The following is an 18,966-nucleotide window of genomic DNA, read 5'->3' as shown; positions in this document are numbered from 1 at the left end:
ATCACACTTCACGCTTAATCGGTGAGTTCCGGCGCTTACGCGGATGATGGAAGTGTCGCCAGTGTGGATCTTGCGCCGCCGCCAGCAGTTCGTGGTCGCCACGGGTATCGCCCCAGGCACGAAGGTGGTAATCGTTCAGATCGCCATACACTTTTTCCAGCCTTGCCACTTTCTGAGCACAACGGCAGTTATGGCCGGTAATATGCCCGGTCAGCTTGCCGTTTTTCACTTCCAGTTGCGTACCAATCAACTTAATCCCGAGCTTATCGGCCCACGGCTGTAACACCAGTGCCGGAGACGCAGAACAAATCGTCACTTCCGCGCCGGAGTTAACCTCTGCCGCCACCGCCAGAACACCTGCCGGGCGCATCAGTTTTGTCCAGTTTTTCTCGCAAAACGCTTCCGCCTGCTGACGCAGCCAATGTTCATCTACGCCAGTGAGGAAGGTTTTGATCAGCACTTCTTTCAGCTCATCACGCGTCAGCTTCCGGCGTACGCAACGGATGGTCGGTAACGCCATACGGACCAGACGACCCGCGAAGTAGCGTTTACCAAAGGCAAAACGCAGGAAAGGGATAAAGCTGTCGTGGTGCGTCAGGGTTCCATCAAAGTCAAAGACAGAGAGCACTCTGGATTTTGCCACTGCCTCATCGGCAATCATATTGGTCATAGATACGTCTTAGCTGAAATACACATTCTGCGCATTAGTTTACCTGCTTTACCTCTACAGTCCTTATATCGCGCGCGTTTTTTTATCGAACTTGTGGGCAAGCCCGGTCAGATGATGTCATCCACGACACCGCCGTCGACACGCAAGGCCGCACCGGAGGTGGCAGAAGCCTGAGTTGAACAGACATACACCACCATATTAGCGACCTCTTCAACCGTGGCGGCGCGCTGGATAACCGAGCCTGGACGGTTCGCCATGACAAACTCCTTCGCCAGTTGCTCAAGTGATTTACCGGTTTTTTCGACCTCGTCCTTCATCATCTGTGCGAATCCATCGGACATTGTCGGGCCGGGTAGCACGCTGTTAACCGTTACGCCGCTTCCGGCCACGAATTTTGCCAGTCCGCGTGCCAGAGAGAGCTGTGCCGTTTTGGTCACACCATAGTGGATCATGTCTGCCGGAATATTGCGAGCTGACTCCGATGAAATAAATACCACGCGGCCCCAGCCTTTTTGCACCATGCCGGGTAGCAGGGCGCGGGAGAGGCGCACACCTGACATGACGTTGGTTTGCCAGTAGCGCTCCCAGGTTTCATCGTCTGTGGCGTAGAAATCCTGCGGTCCGTAGATCCCGGCGTTGTTGACCAGAATGTCGACATTCGCCGCCACCTTCAGGAGGGAATCAACCCCTTCTGGCGAGCTGAGATCGGCCACCGCCGCGCGGACCTGAACGCCAGGCACAACCTGCTGCAACTGCTGTATCCCCTTGTTCACGGATTCTGTGCTGCGTCCGTTGATAATCACCTCAGCACCACTTTCAGCCAACCCTCTGGCGATAGCAAAGCCAATGCCGCCAGTGGAGGCGGTGACCAGTGCCACTTTTCCCGTAAAATCGATTTTCATGATCGGCTCCTTGTCGTTTTCAAAGTTCAGACCTTAAAGCGTAGCAGTTGACGGATCCTGAGGTTGGCTAAAAAGGCGGAGTAGTGTTTCAACCTGCTCATCCAGTGGGGTGAGCGATCGCTTAACAATCAGGTGCAGCGGAGTAGCTCGTCGGATACCGTGGCTCAAAGGCAATGTTTTAAGAATGCCCTGCTCCAGTTGCGTTTGAATACGTTCTTCGGGTAGCCAGCCATACCCCACCTGGAACATCACCGCTTCGATAGCGGCATCGATCGTCGAAAATGTCCATGATTCACCGGCCTGACGCGCGGCAGGAGCACTACCTGCAATTTGAATCAATGGCCACGGGCGCAGCAGTTCGTCGTTAAGCGGCGTATCAAGGGTGAACAGGGGATGATCGCGATGGGCGACGGCGACAAAGTCGATATTCATAAGCCATTCACCCAAGCCGGTGATGTCCTGACGGCGGGTCAGCACCATTACATCGGCCTCGTTATTAATCGGCTCTGAACTGGCGTTTTCCAGCACTTCAGTCAGCCGCACCTGCGTTTGCGGATACCGTTGCTGAAACTGACGCAAAATAGCGAACAGGCGGCGGCGCGGGAAAATGCTGTCGACAACCAGATCCAGTTGCGTGCGCATGCCACTGCGCAGAGTGGCGGCGCGGGTTTCGACATAAGAAAAGGCGTTGAGCAGCGGTTTGACCTGGTTGAGCAGTAATTCCCCGGCAGGGGTCAATACCGCCCGGCGTCCCTCCGGGACCAGCAGCGCCACGCCCAGACGCTCCTGCAACAGCGACAGGTTGTAACTCACGGAAGACTGGCTTCGGTTACTCTCTTCGGCAGCTTTTGCGAAGCTGCCAAGGGTGACGACCTTTTCCAGCAGTGACCATTGTTCCAGCGTTGTCTTATGCATAACACATCTAAAATTTGAATGAATTTGATTCAAACATAGCGTTATTCATTCATTTTTTGAAGGGGTACGATCGTTTCATCAAAACAGAGGAGACCCGTTATGAACACCTTCGACAAACATGATTTAAGCGGCTTTGTGGGCAAACACCTGGTGTATACCTACGATAATGGCTGGAACTATGAGATTTACGTAAAAAATGACACCACGCTGGATTACCGCATCCACAGCGGCATCGTGGCAAACCGTTGGGTGAAGGACCAGCAGGCTTATATTGTGCGGGTTGGGGAGAGTATCTATAAGATTTCCTGGACTGAGCCGACGGGTACTGATGTCAGTCTGATCGTGAACCTGGGTGATAAATTGTTCCATGGGACAATTTTCTTCCCACGCTGGGTCATCAATAATCCTGAAAAAACCGTCTGTTTCCAGAACGAGCATATTCCTCTGATGAATGCTTATCGTGATGCGGGTCCAGCGTATCCGACTGAAGTCATTGATGAATTTGCGACCATTACGTTTGTCCGTGATTGTGGGGCTAACAACGATAATGTGATTGCCTGTGCTGCCAGCGAATTGCCCGATGATTTCCCTGCTAATCTTCGCTAAGCGCGACAATTCACATTATTAAAAAGTTCCCAGGGGATTACGGCTTTCAGCTGAAATCCCCTGTATTTTTATATCGGTTGATTATTCATTTACTTTTCTTATTATTTTCACGGTAATAAAATGAAATATATCCTTAATATGCCGTGAGCATAGTCACAAAAAATTCAAAAAAATAGCACCTTCACCTATCTTTATGTTGTTCAACGATTTTTTAGTCTCCTCGGTTTGCCTGTTTCATCGCGCTTTATTTATGTCTTAATTTTTTCCTAAGAAAAGAACGCTACTTTGCTTTAGTTGATGGTTTGTTGACATAAATGAAGCAACGACTAGATTTTATTTGGTCTTTATTTAAAAACCATCTTGCAAGATCCCATTGAGCTGCCCATTACGACAGCGCAGTAAAAAGATGACGCCTTTAATACAGCAAGGAAATTAATAATGAGTGATTTTCTGCCTTTTTCGCGACCGTCGATGGGCGTTGAGGAAATTACGGCGCTTCAGGACGTTCTGATGTCAGGTTGGATCACGACAGGGCCAAAGAATCAGGCGCTTGAAGAAGCATTCTGTGCACTGACGGGGAACCGTCATGCCATTGCCGTCAGTTCTGCTACCGCGGGTATGCATGTCACGCTGATGGCGCTGGGGATTGGTCCTGGCGATGAAGTCATTACGCCCTCTATGACATGGGTATCGACGCTCAACATGATCGTCTTGTTGGGGGCGACGCCCGTGATGATCGATGTCGATCGCGATACGTTGATGGTCACGCCAGAAATGGTAGAAGCGGCTATTACGCCACGCACTAAAGCGATTGTGCCTGTGCATTATGCTGGCGCACCTTGCGATATTGACACGATCCGCACGATTGGCGAGCGTCACGGCATTCCTGTTGTTGAGGATGCGGCACACGCTGCGGGAACCTACTACAACGCTCATCACGTGGGCTGGCAAGGTACGGCTATTTTTTCTTTCCATGCCATCAAAAACATGACCTGTGCCGAAGGCGGGTTAGTGGTGACGGATGATGAGCAACTGGCACAACGGATACGTAGCCTGAAATTCCACGGACTGGGTGTGGATGCCTACGATCGTCAGACCCATGGACGTGCTCCTCAGGCAGAAGTGATTTCGCCAGGCTTTAAGTACAACCTCGCTGATATCAACGCCGCGCTGGCACTGGTTCAACTGGGCAAACTGAGCGAAGCCAACAAGCGCCGTCGCGAAATTGCCGACCGCTATCTGCTGGAGCTTTCCGATACCCCGTTCCAGCCGTTGCGCATTCCTGCGTGGCCGCATGTGCATGCCTGGCATCTTTTCATTATTCGTGTCGATGAAGCACAGTGTGGACTCACGCGTGATGCGCTGATGGCTGCACTGAAAGAGAAAGGTATTGGTACGGGTCTGCATTTCCGTGCCGCACACACTCAAAAATACTACCGCGAGCGTTTTCCGGATGTATCGCTCCCGAACTCCGAATGGAATAGCGCGCGTATCTGTTCTCTCCCCCTTTTCCCGGACATGACCCATGACGACACAACCCGCGTCATTACCGCGCTCCATCAACTTGCAGGACATTGATATGTTTAGCGCCCCGCCCGTACAAAAAGTCTCCGTGGTTATTCCGGTGTACAACGAGCAAGAGAGCTTGCCCGAACTGATTCGCCGTACGACAGCGGCCTGTGAAACCATGGGTAAAGCCTATGAAATTTTGCTGGTTGATGATGGCAGTAGCGATAACTCAGCCCTGATGCTCACTGAAGCAGCACAGGTCGAAGGTAGCCATATCGTTGCCGTGTTGCTTAACCGTAACTACGGCCAGCATTCCGCCATCATGGCGGGTTTCAGCCACGTTACGGGTGATTTGATCATCACCCTGGACGCCGATCTGCAAAACCCGCCAGAAGAGATCCCGCGTCTGGTGGCTAAAGCCGATGAAGGTTATGACGTCGTCGGTACAGTGCGCCAAAACCGCCAGGACAGTTTGTTCCGCAAGCTGGCGTCGCGCACCATTAACCGTCTCATCCAGCGCACCACGGGTAAAGCGATGGGCGACTATGGCTGCATGCTGCGCGCCTACCGTCGCCATATTGTTGATGCGATGCTGCACTGCCACGAACGCAGCACCTTCATTCCTATTCTGGCGAACACCTTTGCCCGTAAAGCTACGGAGATCCCGGTTCTGCACGCCGAGCGTGAACACGGGGAGTCGAAGTACAGCTTTATGCGTCTGATCAACCTGATGTATGACCTGATCACCTGCCTGACCACCACCCCCCTGCGCTTGCTGAGCGTCTTCGGCAGCATCATTGCGCTGGCCGGATTTACGCTTTCCGTTCTGCTGGTGGTGTTGCGACTGGTCTTCGGTCCACAGTGGGCGGCGGAAGGGGTCTTCATGCTGTTTGCCGTTCTGTTCATGTTCATCGGGGCCCAGTTTGTCGGTATGGGGCTGCTCGGTGAGTACATTGGCCGTATCTATAACGATGTTCGCGCACGTCCGCGCTATTTTATTCAACGTGTTGTCCGTCAGGAACACAAAGCGTCTCAAGAGGAAATTCACCCATGAAAGCTGTTGTATTTGCCTATCACGATATGGGGTGCACGGGCACACTGGCCCTGCTGGACGCGGGCTATGATATTGCTGCGATCTTCACTCATCCGGACACTGCCGGTGAAAACCATTTCTTCAGTTCTGTGGCCCGTATTGCCGCAGAGCGTGGTATCCCGGTTTATGCCCCGGATGATGTAAACCACCCGCTGTGGGTAGAGCGTATTCGGGATCTCGCCCCCGATGTGATTTTCTCCTTCTACTACCGCAATCTGTTGAACGACGAGATCTTAAGCCTGGCCACCAAAGGCGCGTTCAATCTGCACGGCTCTATGCTGCCAGCCTATCGTGGTCGTGCACCGCTGAACTGGGTGCTGGTTAATGGTGAAACGGAAACGGGCGTAACATTGCACCGTATGGTACGCCGCGCTGATGCAGGCGGTATTGTGGCGCAGCAGAGCGTGGCGATTGATGCCGATGAAACCGCATTACAGCTGCATCACAAATTGTGTGGTGCGGCGCAAAACGTGCTGCGCGATGTTCTGCCTGCGATTCGTCAGGGCGCTTTCTCAGAAACGGCTCAGGATGAAAGTAAGGCGAGCTGCTTTGGCCGCCGTGCACCTGAAGACGGTCGTCTGGACTGGAACAAGCCTGCACGTCAGTTGCACAATCTGGTGCGTGCCGTCACCGATCCGTGGCCAGGCGCATACAGCTTTGCTGGTGTGAGCAAATTTATCGTCTGGAAATCCCGCGTGCGTGATGACATTCCGGTGGCAAAACCTGGCACTGTCGTCTCCGTTTCACCGCTGATTGTCAGCTGTGGTGAACAGGCGCTGGAAATCATTACCGGCCAGACAGACAACGGTGTTTACGTTCAGGGTACGCAACTGGCGCAGTCGCTGGGTCTGGTTGCGGGCGCACTGATAACGAGTGCTCCGGTTGTGGCGATCAAACGTCGCACGCGCGTTCTGATTCTGGGCGTTAACGGCTTTATCGGTAACCACCTGACCGAGCGTCTGCTCAAGGACGACAACTACGAAATCTATGGCCTGGATATCGGTTCTGATGCGATCAGCCGTTTCCTGGACAACCCGCGTTTCCATTTCGTTGAAGGAGATATCAGCATCCATTCCGAATGGATCGAATACCACATTAAAAAATGCGACGTGGTTCTGCCGCTGGTGGCGATTGCGACGCCGATCGAGTACACCCGTAACCCGCTGCGCGTGTTTGAGCTGGACTTCGAAGAGAACCTGAAGATCATCCGTGACTGCGTGAAATACGATAAGCGCATTATCTTCCCGTCAACCTCTGAAGTTTACGGTATGTGTACCGATAAGAATTTCGATGAAGATACGTCTAACCTGGTGGTAGGGCCGATCAACAAACAGCGCTGGATCTACTCGGTTTCCAAACAGCTTCTGGACCGCGTGATTTGGGCCTATGGCGAAAAAGAAGGTCTTCGCTTTACGCTGTTCCGTCCGTTTAACTGGATGGGACCGCGTCTGGATAACCTGAACGCTGCGCGTATCGGTAGTTCACGTGCAATCACACAGCTGATCCTGAACCTGGTTGAAGGTTCCCCGATCAAGCTGATTGAAGGCGGGAAGCAAAAACGCTGCTTCACCGACATCAGTGACGGTATTGAAGCGCTGTTCCGCATCATTGAGAACAAAGATGGCCGCTGCAATGGGGAAATCATTAACATTGGTAACCCGGAAAACGAAGCCAGTATCCGTGAGTTGGCAGAAATGCTGCTGGCAAGCTTTGAACGTCATCCTCTGCGCGATCAGTTCCCTCCGTTCGCGGGCTTCCGTGAAGTGGAGAGTAGCAGCTACTACGGCAAAGGTTATCAGGACGTTGAGCACCGTAAGCCAAGCATCCGCAATGCGAAGCGCTGCCTGAACTGGACGCCAGAAGTGAAGATGGAACAGACCATCGACGAAACGCTCGATTTCTTCCTGCGCACTGTGGAGCTGTCGGAACAGGTATCATGAAAAAAGTCGGTTTACGCATTGATGTTGACACCTTTCGGGGCACGCGCGATGGCGTGCCTGGATTACTGGCGTCGCTGAGTCAGCATGACGTGCGGGCCAGTATTTTCTTTAGCGTTGGGCCTGACAACATGGGACGCCATTTATGGCGTCTGGTTAAACCGGCATTTCTGTTCAAAATGCTGCGCTCACGCGCAGCTTCCCTCTATGGCTGGGATATCTTGCTGGCGGGCACAGCCTGGCCTGGCAGGCGCATCGGCGCAGGTAACGAAGAGGTTATCCGCGAAGCGGCGCGCGTCCACGAAGTGGGTCTACACGCCTGGGATCACCATGCCTGGCAAGCCTGGGCGGGTGTCTGGGAGATCCCTCGTTTAACGCGCGAAGTGGAGCGGGGAATGCTGGAGCTGGAAGCGATTATTCGTCAACCGGTGCGGTGTTCGGCTGTGGCTGGCTGGCGTGCGGATCAACGCGTGGTGCGGGCCAAAGAGCCTTTTGCGTTTCACTACAATAGCGACTGCCGCGGTACGGGGCCGTTTTTACCGCAGTTGGGTGAAAACCGGGTTGGTACGGTGCAGATCCCGGTCACGCTTCCCACCTGGGATGAGGTGGTCGGGCGCGAGGTGAGCGCTGAAGGGTTTAACCGTTACATTCTGGACTGTATCCATCGTGACGCCGGTACGCCGGTCTACACCATTCATGCCGAAGTGGAAGGTATCGCCTACCGGAAGGATTTCGACGCACTGCTGACGATGGCCGCTCAGGAAGGTATTCAGTTTTGCCCCTTAAGCGAGCTACTGCCTGACGATCTCAGTACGTTACCCATTGGAAAAATTGTTCGTAATGAAATGGCTGGCCGGGAAGGCTGGCTTGGCTATCAACAAACCATGAGCCCGGTATCATGAAAGCAGCCCGTTATGGCTTTGCGCTTTTCGCACTGTTTGTCATTTATTACCTTTTGGCGGTGGATTTCCGTCTGTTGTGGCAGCCTGATGAGACGCGTTATGCGGAAATCAGCCGTGAAATGCTGGCATCCGGAGACTGGGTCGTCCCGCATTTTCTGGGGTTACGCTATTTTGAAAAACCGATTGCCGGATACTGGATCAACAGCATCGGCCAGTTACTGTTTGGTCACACCAATTTTGCGGTACGCGCTGGAGCGATATTCTCCACGGGGCTGACTGCGCTGATGGTGATGTGGCTGGCCTGGCGGATCTGGCGTGATAAGCGGGTGGCGCTGTTCTCCGGCGTCATCTTTTTAACCCTGTTCCTGGTGTATGGCATAGGTACGTATGCTGTGCTGGACCCGATCATTACTCTCTGGCTGGTGGCCGCCATGTGCAGCTTCTGGTTTGCCGCACAGGCTAAAACCACGGGGGGGAAGGTCGCTGGATATCTGCTGTTAGGGTTAGCTTGCGGTATGGGGGTGATGACCAAAGGCTTTCTCGCGTTAGCCGTTCCGGTCATTGGTGTACTGCCGTGGGTCTTTGTACAGAAACGCTGGAAAGAGGTGCTGCTGTTCGGCTGGCTGGCGATACTCAGCTGTATTCTTATCGTCCTGCCCTGGGCGCTGGCGATTGCTCATCGTGAACCGGATTTCTGGCGCTATTTCTTCTGGGTGGAACATATTCAGCGTTTTGCCCAGAGCGATGCTCAACATAAAGCGCCGTTCTGGTATTACCTGCCATTCCTGATTGCAGGAAGCCTGCCATGGCTGGCGTTATTGCCTGGCGCATTACGTCTGGGGTGGCGAGACCGGCAAGACACGGCAAGCGGGCTGTATTTATTAGGCTGGATTGTCATGCCTCTGCTGTTCTTTAGCATTGCGAAAGGCAAGTTGCCAACCTATATCCTGCCGTGTTTTGCGCCACTGGCGATCCTGATGGCACGTTATGCCTGCACAGTGATGGAGAAAAGTGCCAGGGTTTTGCGCGTCAACGGCTGGATAAACCTGGCCTTTGGCGTAGTGGGTGTGGTTGCTGCGCTGGTTGTCTCCCCGTGGGGACTCACCAAACATCCCGTCTGGACGTCCGTCGAGCTGTATAAGGTTTTCTGTGCCGTCGTTGCCTTCCTCATCTGGGCGGCCGTGGGATGGTTTACGCTCTACAAAAGCCAGCAGCGTTGGTGGCTGGCAGCTCTTTGTCCGCTTGGTCTGGTGCTGTTGATCGGTTTTGCCATACCGAACCTGGTGGTGGATTCTAAGCAGCCGCAGTCGCTGGTGGATACGGTACGTGAGCCGTTGCAGGACAGCCGATATGTACTGGCAAACAATGTTGGTGTTGCGTCGGGTCTGGCGTGGGAGTTGAAACGCAATGACATTACGCTCTTTGGTCAAAGCGGTGAGCTGAGATACGGGCTGGATTACCCGGATGTGACAGGCCGCTTTGTGGGTAAAGAGGATTTCGCGCAATGGCTGGCTGAACATCGTCAGGAGGGGCGTATCTCTCTTGTGATCTTACTGTCGAAGAATAGCGATCTTGAACGCGCTAATCTGCCAAAGCCGGATAACCTGTACATTCAGGGACGTCTGGCCTACCTGCAGTACCTGCCACAATGATGATCTGGTTCTGGCTGGTACTGGCCAGTTTGCTGAGTTGTGCAGGGCAGTTATGCCAGAAGCAAGCGACCCGTCCGGCGAAAGCCGGGCGGCGCGGAACGCATATCGTGTTATGGCTGGGCCTGGCGTTACTGGCTCTGGGCAGCGGTATGCTGGTCTGGCTGGTGGTATTGCAACATCTGCCAGTCGGGATTGCCTACCCGATGCTGAGTCTGAACTTTGTCTGGGTGACGCTGGCGGCTAAGGCGTTCTGGCGCGAGAAGATTGCCCCACATCACTGGCTGGGTGTGGGGTTCATTATGGTCGGGATTATTTTGCTGGGAGGAAGCCTGTGAAAGGCGTGTTCTGGGCATTGTGCAGCGTGCTGCTGGTCAGCGTTGCGCAGCTGTTGCTGCGTTATGCCATGATGACATTGCCGCCGGTGGGGGAGATTACCCGTTTTATCCCGGCACTTTGGCATCTCGCACCGGGTGCAGGTTCACTGATACTGGGGCTGATGGGGTATGTCGCCTCGATGGGCTGCTGGTATCTGGCACTTCACCGCATGGTACTCAGTAAAGCGTATGCCTTACTGAGCCTCAGCTACATCCTGGTGTGGGGCGCGGCTATTTTGCTGCCTGGCTGGGAAGACCGTTTTTCCTGGCACGGACTTGTGGGCGTCGCCTTTATTGTCCTGGGCGTACTGGTGATTTTCAGGCCTGTGATCCCTCGTGGAGAGAAACCGACTCCGCCGTGAGTTGAAAGGGCGTCGGGGTGCAAACGGCAAGGCTCAGAGTACCGAACCGCAATTGACTGACTGAATGTGTCTGCGCTGTACTGTCGATGCTGACAATCTGCCAGGCACTGCCGCCACGCTGTTTCACGATGGCCTCTTTGCGCGTCCAGATACGCCAGAATGCCGAGAGTTTTGCCTCTGGCTCTTCACGTTCCAGTTCATGATGTTCTGCCACGCTGAACACGGCATTGGCCAGCGCCTGCCAGTTTTCTCGCGGGCGAATCACTTCGATATCACAGCCCACTTCGCCTTCATCGCTGAGCAGCAGGGCAATATCATCTCCACTGTGGCTCAGGTTAAACCACAGCGGATGGTCATCTGCAAAAGTGGGTTTCCCCTGATCGCCAAAGACGATTTCCGGTAACGGAGAGGGGGATAACGCATGGGCGAGCAGCGCCCGGCCTGCAAGCCAGGACGCGTTCCGGACGCCCTGAGGGGCCGTATGTTTAAGCGCAGACGCCAGAGGGTCCGCGCTCAGGGTGGAGATTTTTCCCAGTATAAACTGGTACATAGTTACGCCCAGCGTTTGATGATTATGGAGGTATTGATGCCACCGAAGGCGAAGTTATTGCTTTGCAGATACTCGCAATCAATCTGGCGTGCTTCTCCCATAATATAATCTAATGCGCCGCATTGCTCATCAGGTTGTCGTAAATTGAGCGTTGGGGCGAACCATCCTTCCCGCATCATCTGCAAGCTCATCCAGGCTTCCAGTGCGCCACACGCCCCCAGCGTATGCCCAAAATAGCTTTTCAATGAGGAGATAGGCACGCTATCACCATAGATGGCGGCGGTGGCCTGACTCTCGGCGATATCGCCGCGATCGGTGGCTGTACCGTGTGCGGAGATGTAACCCATGTCTCTGGCACTTAAGCTTGCCATTGCCAGAGATTGCTCCATACAAATCTGCATGGTTTCTCGCTGCGGTTGCGTGATATGCGCGGCATCGCAGTTGGTGGCAAAGCCCACAATTTCACCGTAGATCGTTGCGCCGCGGGCTTTCGCATGTTCCAACTCTTCCAGAATCAGCGTACCAGCACCCTCTCCGATAACCAGACCATCACGCTCAGTATCAAACGGTGACGGGGTCGTTTTCGGCGCATCATTGCGCTGGCTGGTGGCGAACAGGGTGTCAAATACGGCGGCTTCTGACGGGCAAAGCTCTTCCGCGCCGCCGGCCACCATCACGGTCTGATAACCGTGACGAATGGCTTCCCACGCATAACCAATGGCCTGGCTACCGGAAGTACAGGCGCTGGAGGTGGGGATCACCCGCCCACGCAGGCCGAAGAACAGACCGGTATTCACCGCGGTGGTGTGTGGCATCATCTGCACGTAGGTTGTGCCTGTGATGTTATTGGTGTGCTTTTCGGTCAACATGGTGGCGAATTCGCTAACCGGGCCGGTACTTCCTGTTGACGAACCGTAAGCAATCCCGGTTTGCCCGTTGGTCAGCACCGGGTCGCCAATCAATCCGGCTTGTTCCAGTGCGCGCTCGGTGGCTCGGGTCGACATCAGTGAGACGCGGCCCATGGCGCGGATGCGTTTGCGGGTGTAGTGCTCCGGCAGGGTAAAATCATCGATCGGCGCGCCGAGCAGCGTATGAAGACCATCGTACACCTGCCATTCCGGCATTTTACGTACGGCGTTTTCGTAGGCGAGCAGCCGCGCGGAAACGGATTGCCAGTCTTCTCCAAAGGCGGTGACGCCGCCCATTCCGGTAATGACCACACGACGCGTCATAACATTCCTCCATTAATGGAAATGACCTGGCGGGTAACATAGCCCGCGATATCAGACATCAGATAGCTGGCAAGACCAGCCACTTCGTCGGCCTGGCCCATACGTTTCATTGGGATGATGGACATCGCCTCTTTCAGTGCGGCTTCTTCCATCTCGATCATGCCGGTATCAATCAGCCCAGGCGCAATGCAGTTGACGGTGATTTTGCGCTTCGCCAGCTCAATCGCCAGCGCCTTTGTCGCACCGATAATCCCTGCTTTTGCTGCGCTATAGTTCACCTGACCACGGTTGCCCATCACGCCAGAAACCGACGATAAGGTAATAATACGTCCCCCCTTGCGCATGCCGATCATGGGCATAATGCAGGGGTGGATGACGTTGTAAAAACTGTCGAGGTTGGTATGGATAACGCTGTCCCAGTCATCTTCACTGAGTGCCGGAAATGCACCGTCGCGGGTGATCCCGGCATTGCTGACGACACCATACCACGCGCCGTGAGTGTCCATATCCTGTTCCAGTATCTCACGGCACTGTTCGCGGTTACCCACGTCAAAGGTGAGCAAACGACCACTGCCTCCCGCCTGCTGTATGGCATCCAGTGTGTTCTGTGCGCCTGTGGCATCGCGGTGATAGTGCACGCCGACAATGAACCCATCAGCCGCAAGCTGTTGGGCGATGGCACGTCCAATGCCTTTACTGGCTCCGGTGACCAGAACGGAACGACTCATGCGATAGATCCCTGATTAAATAACGTAGCGAGTTCTTCCTGGGTGGGCTGGAAAGTATTTACGCGGCCCGTTGCCAGCGTCTCCTCACCCGATGTAATGGCACATTCGAAGCTGCCAAACCGTGCATCCTGCATCAGCAGTTTGACGGTGATCGTCAGCGTCGAATCTGCGGGAAACCGACCTGTAGCACAGATCAGTTCGCGCGCGCCGAGCACCATACCCAGCGCGCTTTGGCTTTGTCCCTGTTGCTGACGATGCCAGCCGGACCATACCCCCACGGTCTGCGCCATAAGCTCAAGCGCATACCAGCCAGGCAGGTCGCCATTGGCCGTGAGGAAGGGCGCGAGGACGCCAGTGTTGTTAACGCTGACGCAGCAGACCGCGCTTTCGTCTGTGACTTTCTCGACGGATCCCAGCAGCAGCATGGGGGCGTCGTGGGGCAGATAGTCGACGGGGGGCAGATAACTCATGACACTCTCCCCAGCAGGATGCTGGCATTATTGCCGCCAAATGCGAACGAATTAGACAAAATCACGGCCTTTTGCAGTGCCGTTGGTTGATGAAGCACGCCGCACGGCGGCAGTGCCGGGTCTGGATCATAGCGGCTGAAATCCTGTGGCGGCAACGGCAGTTCACGCGTCAGGATCAACCAGCTCAGGGCCGCTTCCGTTATGCCTGCTGCACCAAGCGTATGGCCGGTCAGGTGTTTGGTTGAGCTGCACGGCACATCCGCTCCGAAGAGGGTATGCACCACCTGCGACTCAATGTGATCGTTGAGTGGTGTCGCGGTTCCATGCAGGTTGATATAGCCAACGTCATGGGCTTGCAGGCCGGCCTCACGCAGTGCCTGAGTGATGGCGCGAATAGCACCTTCCCCCTGGGGATGTGGCGCTGAAATATGGTAAGCGTCACTCGATTCGCCCGTCCCCAGCAGGGCAACAGGCTGCGGCTCACGGGTCAGAATCATCAGAGCCGCCCCTTCGCCAATGGTAATGCCGCGTCGGTCACGACCGAACGGCTCACACAAGGTAACGGAGAGGGATTCGAGGCTGTTAAACCCATTAACCGGCATTCGGCTCAGAGTATCGGCTCCGCCCACGATAGCGATATCCACAAGCCCTGCTTCAATCAGTCGACGACCGCTGATCATGGCCCGTGCGCTTGATGAACAGGCGGTTGAAAGGGTATAGGCCGGGCCTTCCAGGGTAAGCCAGTTCGCCAGAAAACGTGAAGGATCGCCCAGTTCCTGCTGCGGATAATGCCAGTGAGGGCTCTCCTGCCCGTTCGAGACCAGGCTCACGTGCCGGTCGCCTTCGTCCAGCCCTGAGGTGCTTGTACCCAACACAACCGCGATGCGATCGCGGCCTACGCGGGCAATCGCCTCATCCACGGCGGGCTGGATTTGCGCCAGTGCAGCCAGTAACAGCTGATTGTTGCGGGTGCGATGAGCGGCCATGCTATCCGGAATAGCCGGGAGTTCACCCTCAACGCCACCGAATATGGCATCAGAATGTCCCTGCAACCAGCCTGCTCGGCTGCGCATTCCAGGTGAAACGCCTTGCGTCAGATTCGTGGCAATCTCATCCGCCGAATTCCCCAGCGCGTTGACCATGCCAACAGCAGAAATGTAGATCATCTCAGTCACCCAGATATTGAATGGTGATGTGGTATTTAAAGACGTGCTGCTCGATGCTGATCGGCTCGCGCTTGCCTTTACGTTGCAGGTAGACGATCTCCGTCACCAGTTTGCCGCTGGCATTGCGCAATTCGCGTTTGTCACCGATGTCCCGGAGTGTCCAGCCCTTCGGCAATTGCGGCTGCCAGGCGCTCAGCGGCCAGTGGCTAAGCATTACGTCTGCCAGGACCTGACTGGCTGGCGGCAGTTGCGGCACGATGATGGACTGCTCGGTGTGAATGCCGGTCTCATCATAGGTGGCGAGGAACAGGCGAATACCCACCGAAGAGAGTCCGGCGAGCGTCACTTTGTGTGCATCGGCATTGAGCATCACCAGCAGTGACTGGGTTTGCCCGTTGAAGCTGCCGGTCAGCAACTGCTGTGAACTCACCGCAGGAGTAATGCCCGGTGCGGGCAGCGTCACTTTCGTGCCAGGCTGTAACCAGGCCTGAGGACGATTACCCTCTGTTGTGTTTGTTGAGTGGCTACATCCCGCCAGCAGCAGAGTCGCAACCAGCGCCGCAGCGCGGAAAAAAGGGGTCGTCATCGTTTTCTCTCTCTTTTGGCGGGCATGGCGAGTGGGGCCAGCAGGAAAGCGGTAAAGATGCCGCTGACCAACACAATGCCAAAGCTGCCGATCGCCTGCGTCGCGCTAAACACCAGCATCCCGAGGGTCAAAAGCGTGGTCATCATAGCCAACGTGATGGCGAGCATCGACGTTAACGGCGTGCCGCGCGGGTTGCTGAAAAACAGCGTGTAATTGATACCGATACCCAGCACCAGGACCAGTGCCAGCAATGAGAACAGGTTAACCGGATGGCCCGTGGCCGCCAGCGCCGCCAGGCCGCAGCCCAATGACAAGACGGAAGGAACCAGGCTTATCAAGCCTTTACGCCAGCCAAGGCGCAACATCGCACCGCAGGCAATGACCGCCAGGGCAACCAGCAGTAATCCGGTCAGCACCGCACGGTAGAGTGCAAACAGGCTGTCGAAGCTGCTTTTACGATCGACCCATACCACACCGGGATGTGCGGCTGCCAGGGCGTTGAGGGGCGCACTGTGTTTTGCACCATCGACCGGAACCAGCACGCCGCTTTGCCCGTCAGGCAGCGTCAGCCACAGCAGACGCCAGCCTTCGCTTGCCGGGCTGGCAAGCCAGTCATCCACGTTGACGGGCATCGGTCGCAGGTCAGGTGAGACGCTGCTCAATCCGGCGTTTTGCAGGACGTGGGCAACGGCAGGGGCGGCCTGACGCAGTAAACCCAGATCGCTTTCTTGCCGTGTCAGCGAGTTCAGTGGGACCGTGCGGTATGCCGTTAGCTCCCCGGTTTTTTTCGCCTGCTCCAATGCCGGGGTAAACGCTTCAAGCCGCTCGAGCGCCTGCTGAGCGGATGCACCGTAAACCACGAACCATTTCTGATCGACGCTTTGTCCGGTCAGGGCGGTAATGATTTTTTCCTGCGCCAGGATGTCCTGCGGTAGCGCCTGAAGCTGGGCGATATCGTCATCCACGCGCAGAGACGCTATGCCGACGACGGAAACCAACGCCAGTGCGACCGGCAGGCCGACCGACAGTTTCTTATTGCGCCGCCACGCGGCCAGCCAACGAAGCATCAGAACCATAGCCGGAACCGGACGAACCGGCAGGCCACGGCACAGCCACGGATGCCAGAAAATGACCGTCAGGCACGAGGCGCTCAGCCCCACGGCAGCAAAGACCGCCATCTGGCGGATGCCAGGGAAGGGCGCAAGCATCATAATCAAATACGCGGCAACCGTGGTGAGTAGTGCCAGCAGCAGGGCATTGCGAACCTTGGCCAGGCTTTGCCACGGCGAATCCTGACTGCCGTGTACCATGCGCTCAGTCAGGTAGTAGAGTGTGTAATCTGCCGAGATGCCGATGATGCTCATACTCATCACCAGGGTCATCAGATGCAGTTCACCAAACAGCAGCAGGGTGACGACTGTACCGGCCAGCGCACCAATGGCGATAGATATCAGGCACAAGGCTAAAGGGCGCAGAGAGCGGAATACCGCCACAATCAGCAGGATCACCCCGATGATGGTCGCGACACCGAGCGTGGAAATATCGCGTTTTGCCTGCTGGCTGGCGTAATCGCTGTAAAAGACCGTTCCGCGTGATAACAGCTGTGCCTGCGGGTAACGGGATTTGAGCGTGCTTTCCAGGTCATGCAGCGTTGTCACCAGCTGGTGCGTTTGCTGCATATCAAACGACGACCCTGCCAGCTCGCCGTGCAGCAGATACCAGTAATTTCCGGCGTCATCTTTAGTGACCAGCCAGCCGTCCATCAGCCTCAGTTTCTGGCTGTTTTGCGCCAGTGAAAGCTGTGAGCCGCGCATCAGCATCAACGGATCGTTTTGCAGCTCTTTGCCGCTCACGCCGGAGAACGCGGAGTAGAGCTGGGACAAAATCCACTGTGCCTGCGCGTCGCCACCATTCTGTAAGCGTGCGCGCGTTGCGCTGTCGATCAGTCCATTGCGGTGTTGCCAGAAAAATTCGCCCCAGGCTTTTTGCCCGGCGGCGTCCATCGGGCCTTTTACCGTACTCAGGGATGGTGTGCCTTGCAGCAACGTCAGCCACTGCTGTGCGACCTGTGGGTTGGGCTCTTTCCCTGGGCTAACCAGCCAGACCAGCTGTTTATCGAGACGCTGCATAAAGCCGTCGTTGAGCGCCGGAGGGATCGCCCCCAGCGTCTGTTTCGGCAGCATGGCCAACACGCTACTGTTGAGCCGGGCGCCAGGCAGCAGGGACAGCAGCACGCCCAGCAGAACCAGACATACCGCGGCCCACAGCAGTGCCGGGCGCAGCGTGTTACGGTGCGGCAAAGCGTTGGCGTTCGTCATGGGTCAGGCTGGCGGGCGTCAGTTGGTGGCGTGAAAGGGCAATATCGGTGCGATCGCCCTGTTTATCGTTCAGGCGGATGGATTCCAGGTAGGTTGCCCCCCCCAGCTCCATGTTGGCAAAAATCTTGTCCAGTGGCGTCGTGGTTGGTGTTAATACCAGTGACCAGCGACCCGCACCGAGATCTTTAAAATCAATGCGGAAATTCTCTTCCAGCACGCGGCGATCCGCCTGGAACAGGGCACGCAGCAGATGGTTGAACTGGAACATCTGCGGGTTGTTGTCGGCGGTGATGGTCTGGGGGGGTTGACCGTTGATCGCTTGCACCATCCGTTTGTCGTCCAGCAACAATGTCATCGGGAAAGGGGCTTTTTGATCCCACAGAAGCCCATTGTCGCGGGCAATCAGCATCTCGCCCTGGGAGCGCAACGGCTGCGGCATGTCTTTGATAGTGCGCACCTGCTCGAAATGCGCCCGCACGACAGGCTGCCCGGTAAAGCGTTGCTGAAGCTCATCAAGCGTGACCGCGCTGACGAACGGGCTGACCAGCAGGGCCAGTAACGGTAGCCACTTCATGGCGTCACTCCCATACGTTCAAAGAGGATCGCCGGGCTGACGAAACACATCTCACGGCTTGTCTCCTCAACAGCAACCTGAATGGTGTAACCCGTCGTGGTGCGTTTTCCGGTTTTTGCATCGAAAATCTGGTACGCGATGCGCAGACGGTTTTCGAACTCTTCAATATGGGCTCGCACACGGATACGTTGCTCGAAGGTGACGGCATCGCGGTATTTCACTCGCGTATCCACCACAGGCCAGACATAGCCAGAGGCTTTCATCTGGCGATAGCCATAATCAAACTGATTAAGCAGTGCCTCGCGGGCAATCTCAAAATAGCGGAAATAGTTACCATGCCAGACCACGCCCATCATATCGACGTCGTGAAACGGTACGGTCAGCTCTACTTCCGTCGTAAAACGGGGATCGGTCAGCACC

The 18,966-nt window shown here is 55.6% G+C and carries 20 protein-coding genes; 8 read left to right on the top strand and 12 right to left on the bottom strand.

The genetic code is table 11. The annotated features are described in order from the left end of the window. Position 1: 1 nt before the first annotated feature. The 3 genes from HV346_RS21795 to HV346_RS21785 form a co-directional block, all read right to left on the bottom strand. On the bottom strand, positions 2-670 hold the full coding sequence (locus HV346_RS21795) for an HAD family hydrolase (protein WP_181621268.1): 669 nt from the start codon (positions 668-670) through the stop codon (positions 2-4). Between the two features lie 107 nt (positions 671-777). Continuing rightward, entirely contained in the window at positions 778-1,572 is a 795-nt protein-coding gene (locus HV346_RS21790) for an SDR family NAD(P)-dependent oxidoreductase (RefSeq protein WP_181621266.1), read from the bottom strand. Positions 1,573-1,605: 33 nt separating this feature from the next. After that, positions 1,606-2,487: a LysR family transcriptional regulator gene (locus tag HV346_RS21785; RefSeq protein WP_181621265.1), complete on the bottom strand. Its 882-nt coding sequence runs from the start codon at positions 2,485-2,487 to the stop codon at positions 1,606-1,608. 99 nt (positions 2,488-2,586) lie between these two features. Between HV346_RS21785 and HV346_RS21780 the strand changes: the two genes are divergently transcribed. The 8 genes from HV346_RS21780 to arnF all read left to right on the top strand — a co-directional run bounded on the left by HV346_RS21780 (position 2,587) and on the right by arnF (position 10,922). Then, positions 2,587-3,093 carry a phenolic acid decarboxylase gene (locus HV346_RS21780; protein ID WP_181621264.1) on the top strand — a complete coding sequence of 169 codons (507 nt, stop codon included), beginning with the start codon at positions 2,587-2,589 and terminating at the stop codon, positions 3,091-3,093. A 438-nt stretch (positions 3,094-3,531) separates the two neighbouring features. Beyond that, the gene (gene arnB, locus HV346_RS21775; RefSeq protein WP_181621262.1) at positions 3,532-4,671 is read left to right on the top strand and encodes a UDP-4-amino-4-deoxy-L-arabinose aminotransferase; all 1,140 of its coding nucleotides are present in this window, start codon (positions 3,532-3,534) and stop codon (positions 4,669-4,671) included. A 1-nt stretch (position 4,672) separates the two neighbouring features. After that, on the top strand, positions 4,673-5,656 hold the full coding sequence (gene arnC, locus HV346_RS21770) for an undecaprenyl-phosphate 4-deoxy-4-formamido-L-arabinose transferase (protein ID WP_181623852.1): 984 nt from the start codon (positions 4,673-4,675) through the stop codon (positions 5,654-5,656). Continuing rightward, positions 5,653-7,635 carry a bifunctional UDP-4-amino-4-deoxy-L-arabinose formyltransferase/UDP-glucuronic acid oxidase ArnA gene (arnA, locus tag HV346_RS21765; protein ID WP_181621255.1) on the top strand — a complete coding sequence of 661 codons (1,983 nt, stop codon included), beginning with the start codon at positions 5,653-5,655 and terminating at the stop codon, positions 7,633-7,635. Before arnC ends, arnA begins: the two co-directional genes overlap by 4 nt. Continuing rightward, positions 7,632-8,534, top strand: a complete 903-nt coding sequence (arnD, locus tag HV346_RS21760; RefSeq protein WP_181621254.1) for a 4-deoxy-4-formamido-L-arabinose-phosphoundecaprenol deformylase — start codon at positions 7,632-7,634, stop codon at positions 8,532-8,534. The genes arnA and arnD overlap by 4 nt, the downstream gene beginning before the upstream one ends. Continuing rightward, positions 8,531-10,186, top strand: coding sequence for a lipid IV(A) 4-amino-4-deoxy-L-arabinosyltransferase (arnT, locus tag HV346_RS21755; RefSeq protein ID WP_181621252.1), 1,656 nt, complete (start codon positions 8,531-8,533; stop codon positions 10,184-10,186). The genes arnD and arnT overlap by 4 nt, the downstream gene beginning before the upstream one ends. Beyond that, positions 10,183-10,521 carry a 4-amino-4-deoxy-L-arabinose-phosphoundecaprenol flippase subunit ArnE gene (arnE, locus tag HV346_RS21750; protein WP_181621250.1) on the top strand — a complete coding sequence of 113 codons (339 nt, stop codon included), beginning with the start codon at positions 10,183-10,185 and terminating at the stop codon, positions 10,519-10,521. Before arnT ends, arnE begins: the two co-directional genes overlap by 4 nt. Further along, positions 10,518-10,922 carry a 4-amino-4-deoxy-L-arabinose-phosphoundecaprenol flippase subunit ArnF gene (gene arnF, locus HV346_RS21745; RefSeq protein ID WP_181621249.1) on the top strand — a complete coding sequence of 135 codons (405 nt, stop codon included), beginning with the start codon at positions 10,518-10,520 and terminating at the stop codon, positions 10,920-10,922. Before arnE ends, arnF begins: the two co-directional genes overlap by 4 nt. On the opposite strand, the gene acpT is transcribed toward arnF, so the two are convergent. From acpT to HV346_RS21700, 9 genes are read right to left on the bottom strand one after another with little or no spacing between them, the layout of a single operon-like run. Continuing rightward, complete coding sequence (gene acpT, locus HV346_RS21740; RefSeq protein ID WP_181621247.1) at positions 10,879-11,472, bottom strand: 4'-phosphopantetheinyl transferase AcpT; 594 nt, start codon at positions 11,470-11,472, stop codon at positions 10,879-10,881. The genes arnF and acpT overlap by 44 nt on opposite strands. A 2-nt stretch (positions 11,473-11,474) precedes the next feature. Next, complete coding sequence (locus tag HV346_RS21735) at positions 11,475-12,704, bottom strand: beta-ketoacyl-ACP synthase (RefSeq protein WP_181621246.1); 1,230 nt, start codon at positions 12,702-12,704, stop codon at positions 11,475-11,477. After that, positions 12,701-13,432, bottom strand: coding sequence for a 3-ketoacyl-ACP reductase FabG2 (locus HV346_RS21730; protein WP_181621245.1), 732 nt, complete (start codon positions 13,430-13,432; stop codon positions 12,701-12,703). Before HV346_RS21730 ends, HV346_RS21735 begins: the two co-directional genes overlap by 4 nt. Beyond that, a complete protein-coding gene (locus tag HV346_RS21725; protein WP_181621244.1) occupies positions 13,429-13,902 on the bottom strand; it encodes a 3-hydroxy-fatty acyl-ACP dehydratase in 474 nt (157 codons plus the stop codon). The genes HV346_RS21730 and HV346_RS21725 overlap by 4 nt, the downstream gene beginning before the upstream one ends. After that, positions 13,899-15,068 carry a beta-ketoacyl-[acyl-carrier-protein] synthase family protein gene (locus tag HV346_RS21720; RefSeq protein WP_181621243.1) on the bottom strand — a complete coding sequence of 390 codons (1,170 nt, stop codon included), beginning with the start codon at positions 15,066-15,068 and terminating at the stop codon, positions 13,899-13,901. The genes HV346_RS21725 and HV346_RS21720 overlap by 4 nt, the downstream gene beginning before the upstream one ends. A 1-nt stretch (position 15,069) precedes the next feature. Next, positions 15,070-15,654, bottom strand: coding sequence for a DUF3261 domain-containing protein (locus tag HV346_RS21715; RefSeq protein WP_181621242.1), 585 nt, complete (start codon positions 15,652-15,654; stop codon positions 15,070-15,072). Next, positions 15,651-17,972 carry an MMPL family transporter gene (locus HV346_RS21710; RefSeq protein ID WP_181621241.1) on the bottom strand — a complete coding sequence of 774 codons (2,322 nt, stop codon included), beginning with the start codon at positions 17,970-17,972 and terminating at the stop codon, positions 15,651-15,653. Before HV346_RS21710 ends, HV346_RS21715 begins: the two co-directional genes overlap by 4 nt. After that, positions 17,941-18,546: an outer membrane lipoprotein carrier protein LolA gene (locus HV346_RS21705; RefSeq protein WP_181621239.1), complete on the bottom strand. Its 606-nt coding sequence runs from the start codon at positions 18,544-18,546 to the stop codon at positions 17,941-17,943. The genes HV346_RS21710 and HV346_RS21705 overlap by 32 nt, the downstream gene beginning before the upstream one ends. Next, positions 18,543-18,965, bottom strand: coding sequence for a thioesterase family protein (locus tag HV346_RS21700; RefSeq protein WP_181621238.1), 423 nt, complete (start codon positions 18,963-18,965; stop codon positions 18,543-18,545). Before HV346_RS21700 ends, HV346_RS21705 begins: the two co-directional genes overlap by 4 nt. Position 18,966: the final 1 nt, after the last annotated feature.

This window comes from Enterobacter sp. RHBSTW-00994, from assembly GCF_013782625.1.
Lineage (GTDB): Bacteria > Pseudomonadota > Gammaproteobacteria > Enterobacterales > Enterobacteriaceae > Enterobacter.
Note: the sequence above shows the minus strand (reverse complement) of the source record. Positions and strands in the feature narration are given on the sequence as shown.

Bases quoted from the DNA above. Each gene is read 5' to 3' on its own strand.
- HV346_RS21795 (WP_181621268.1), bottom strand. From the start codon at position 670: ATGACCAATATGATTGCCGATGAGGCAGTGGCAAAATCCAGAGTGCTC.
- HV346_RS21790 (WP_181621266.1), bottom strand. From the start codon at position 1,572: ATGAAAATCGATTTTACGGGAAAAGTGGCACTGGTCACCGCCTCCACT.
- HV346_RS21785 (WP_181621265.1), bottom strand. From the start codon at position 2,487: ATGCATAAGACAACGCTGGAACAATGGTCACTGCTGGAAAAGGTCGTC.
- HV346_RS21780 (WP_181621264.1), top strand. From the start codon at position 2,587: ATGAACACCTTCGACAAACATGATTTAAGCGGCTTTGTGGGCAAACAC.
- arnB (WP_181621262.1), top strand. From the start codon at position 3,532: ATGAGTGATTTTCTGCCTTTTTCGCGACCGTCGATGGGCGTTGAGGAA.
- arnC (WP_181623852.1), top strand. From the start codon at position 4,673: ATGTTTAGCGCCCCGCCCGTACAAAAAGTCTCCGTGGTTATTCCGGTG.
- arnA (WP_181621255.1), top strand. From the start codon at position 5,653: ATGAAAGCTGTTGTATTTGCCTATCACGATATGGGGTGCACGGGCACA.
- arnD (WP_181621254.1), top strand. From the start codon at position 7,632: ATGAAAAAAGTCGGTTTACGCATTGATGTTGACACCTTTCGGGGCACG.
- arnT (WP_181621252.1), top strand. From the start codon at position 8,531: ATGAAAGCAGCCCGTTATGGCTTTGCGCTTTTCGCACTGTTTGTCATT.
- arnE (WP_181621250.1), top strand. From the start codon at position 10,183: ATGATGATCTGGTTCTGGCTGGTACTGGCCAGTTTGCTGAGTTGTGCA.
- acpT (WP_181621247.1), bottom strand. From the start codon at position 11,472: ATGTACCAGTTTATACTGGGAAAAATCTCCACCCTGAGCGCGGACCCT.
- HV346_RS21735 (WP_181621246.1), bottom strand. From the start codon at position 12,704: ATGACGCGTCGTGTGGTCATTACCGGAATGGGCGGCGTCACCGCCTTT.
- HV346_RS21730 (WP_181621245.1), bottom strand. From the start codon at position 13,432: ATGAGTCGTTCCGTTCTGGTCACCGGAGCCAGTAAAGGCATTGGACGT.
- HV346_RS21725 (WP_181621244.1), bottom strand. From the start codon at position 13,902: ATGAGTTATCTGCCCCCCGTCGACTATCTGCCCCACGACGCCCCCATG.
- HV346_RS21720 (WP_181621243.1), bottom strand. From the start codon at position 15,068: ATGATCTACATTTCTGCTGTTGGCATGGTCAACGCGCTGGGGAATTCG.
- HV346_RS21715 (WP_181621242.1), bottom strand. From the start codon at position 15,654: ATGACGACCCCTTTTTTCCGCGCTGCGGCGCTGGTTGCGACTCTGCTG.
- HV346_RS21710 (WP_181621241.1), bottom strand. From the start codon at position 17,972: ATGACGAACGCCAACGCTTTGCCGCACCGTAACACGCTGCGCCCGGCA.
- HV346_RS21705 (WP_181621239.1), bottom strand. From the start codon at position 18,546: ATGAAGTGGCTACCGTTACTGGCCCTGCTGGTCAGCCCGTTCGTCAGC.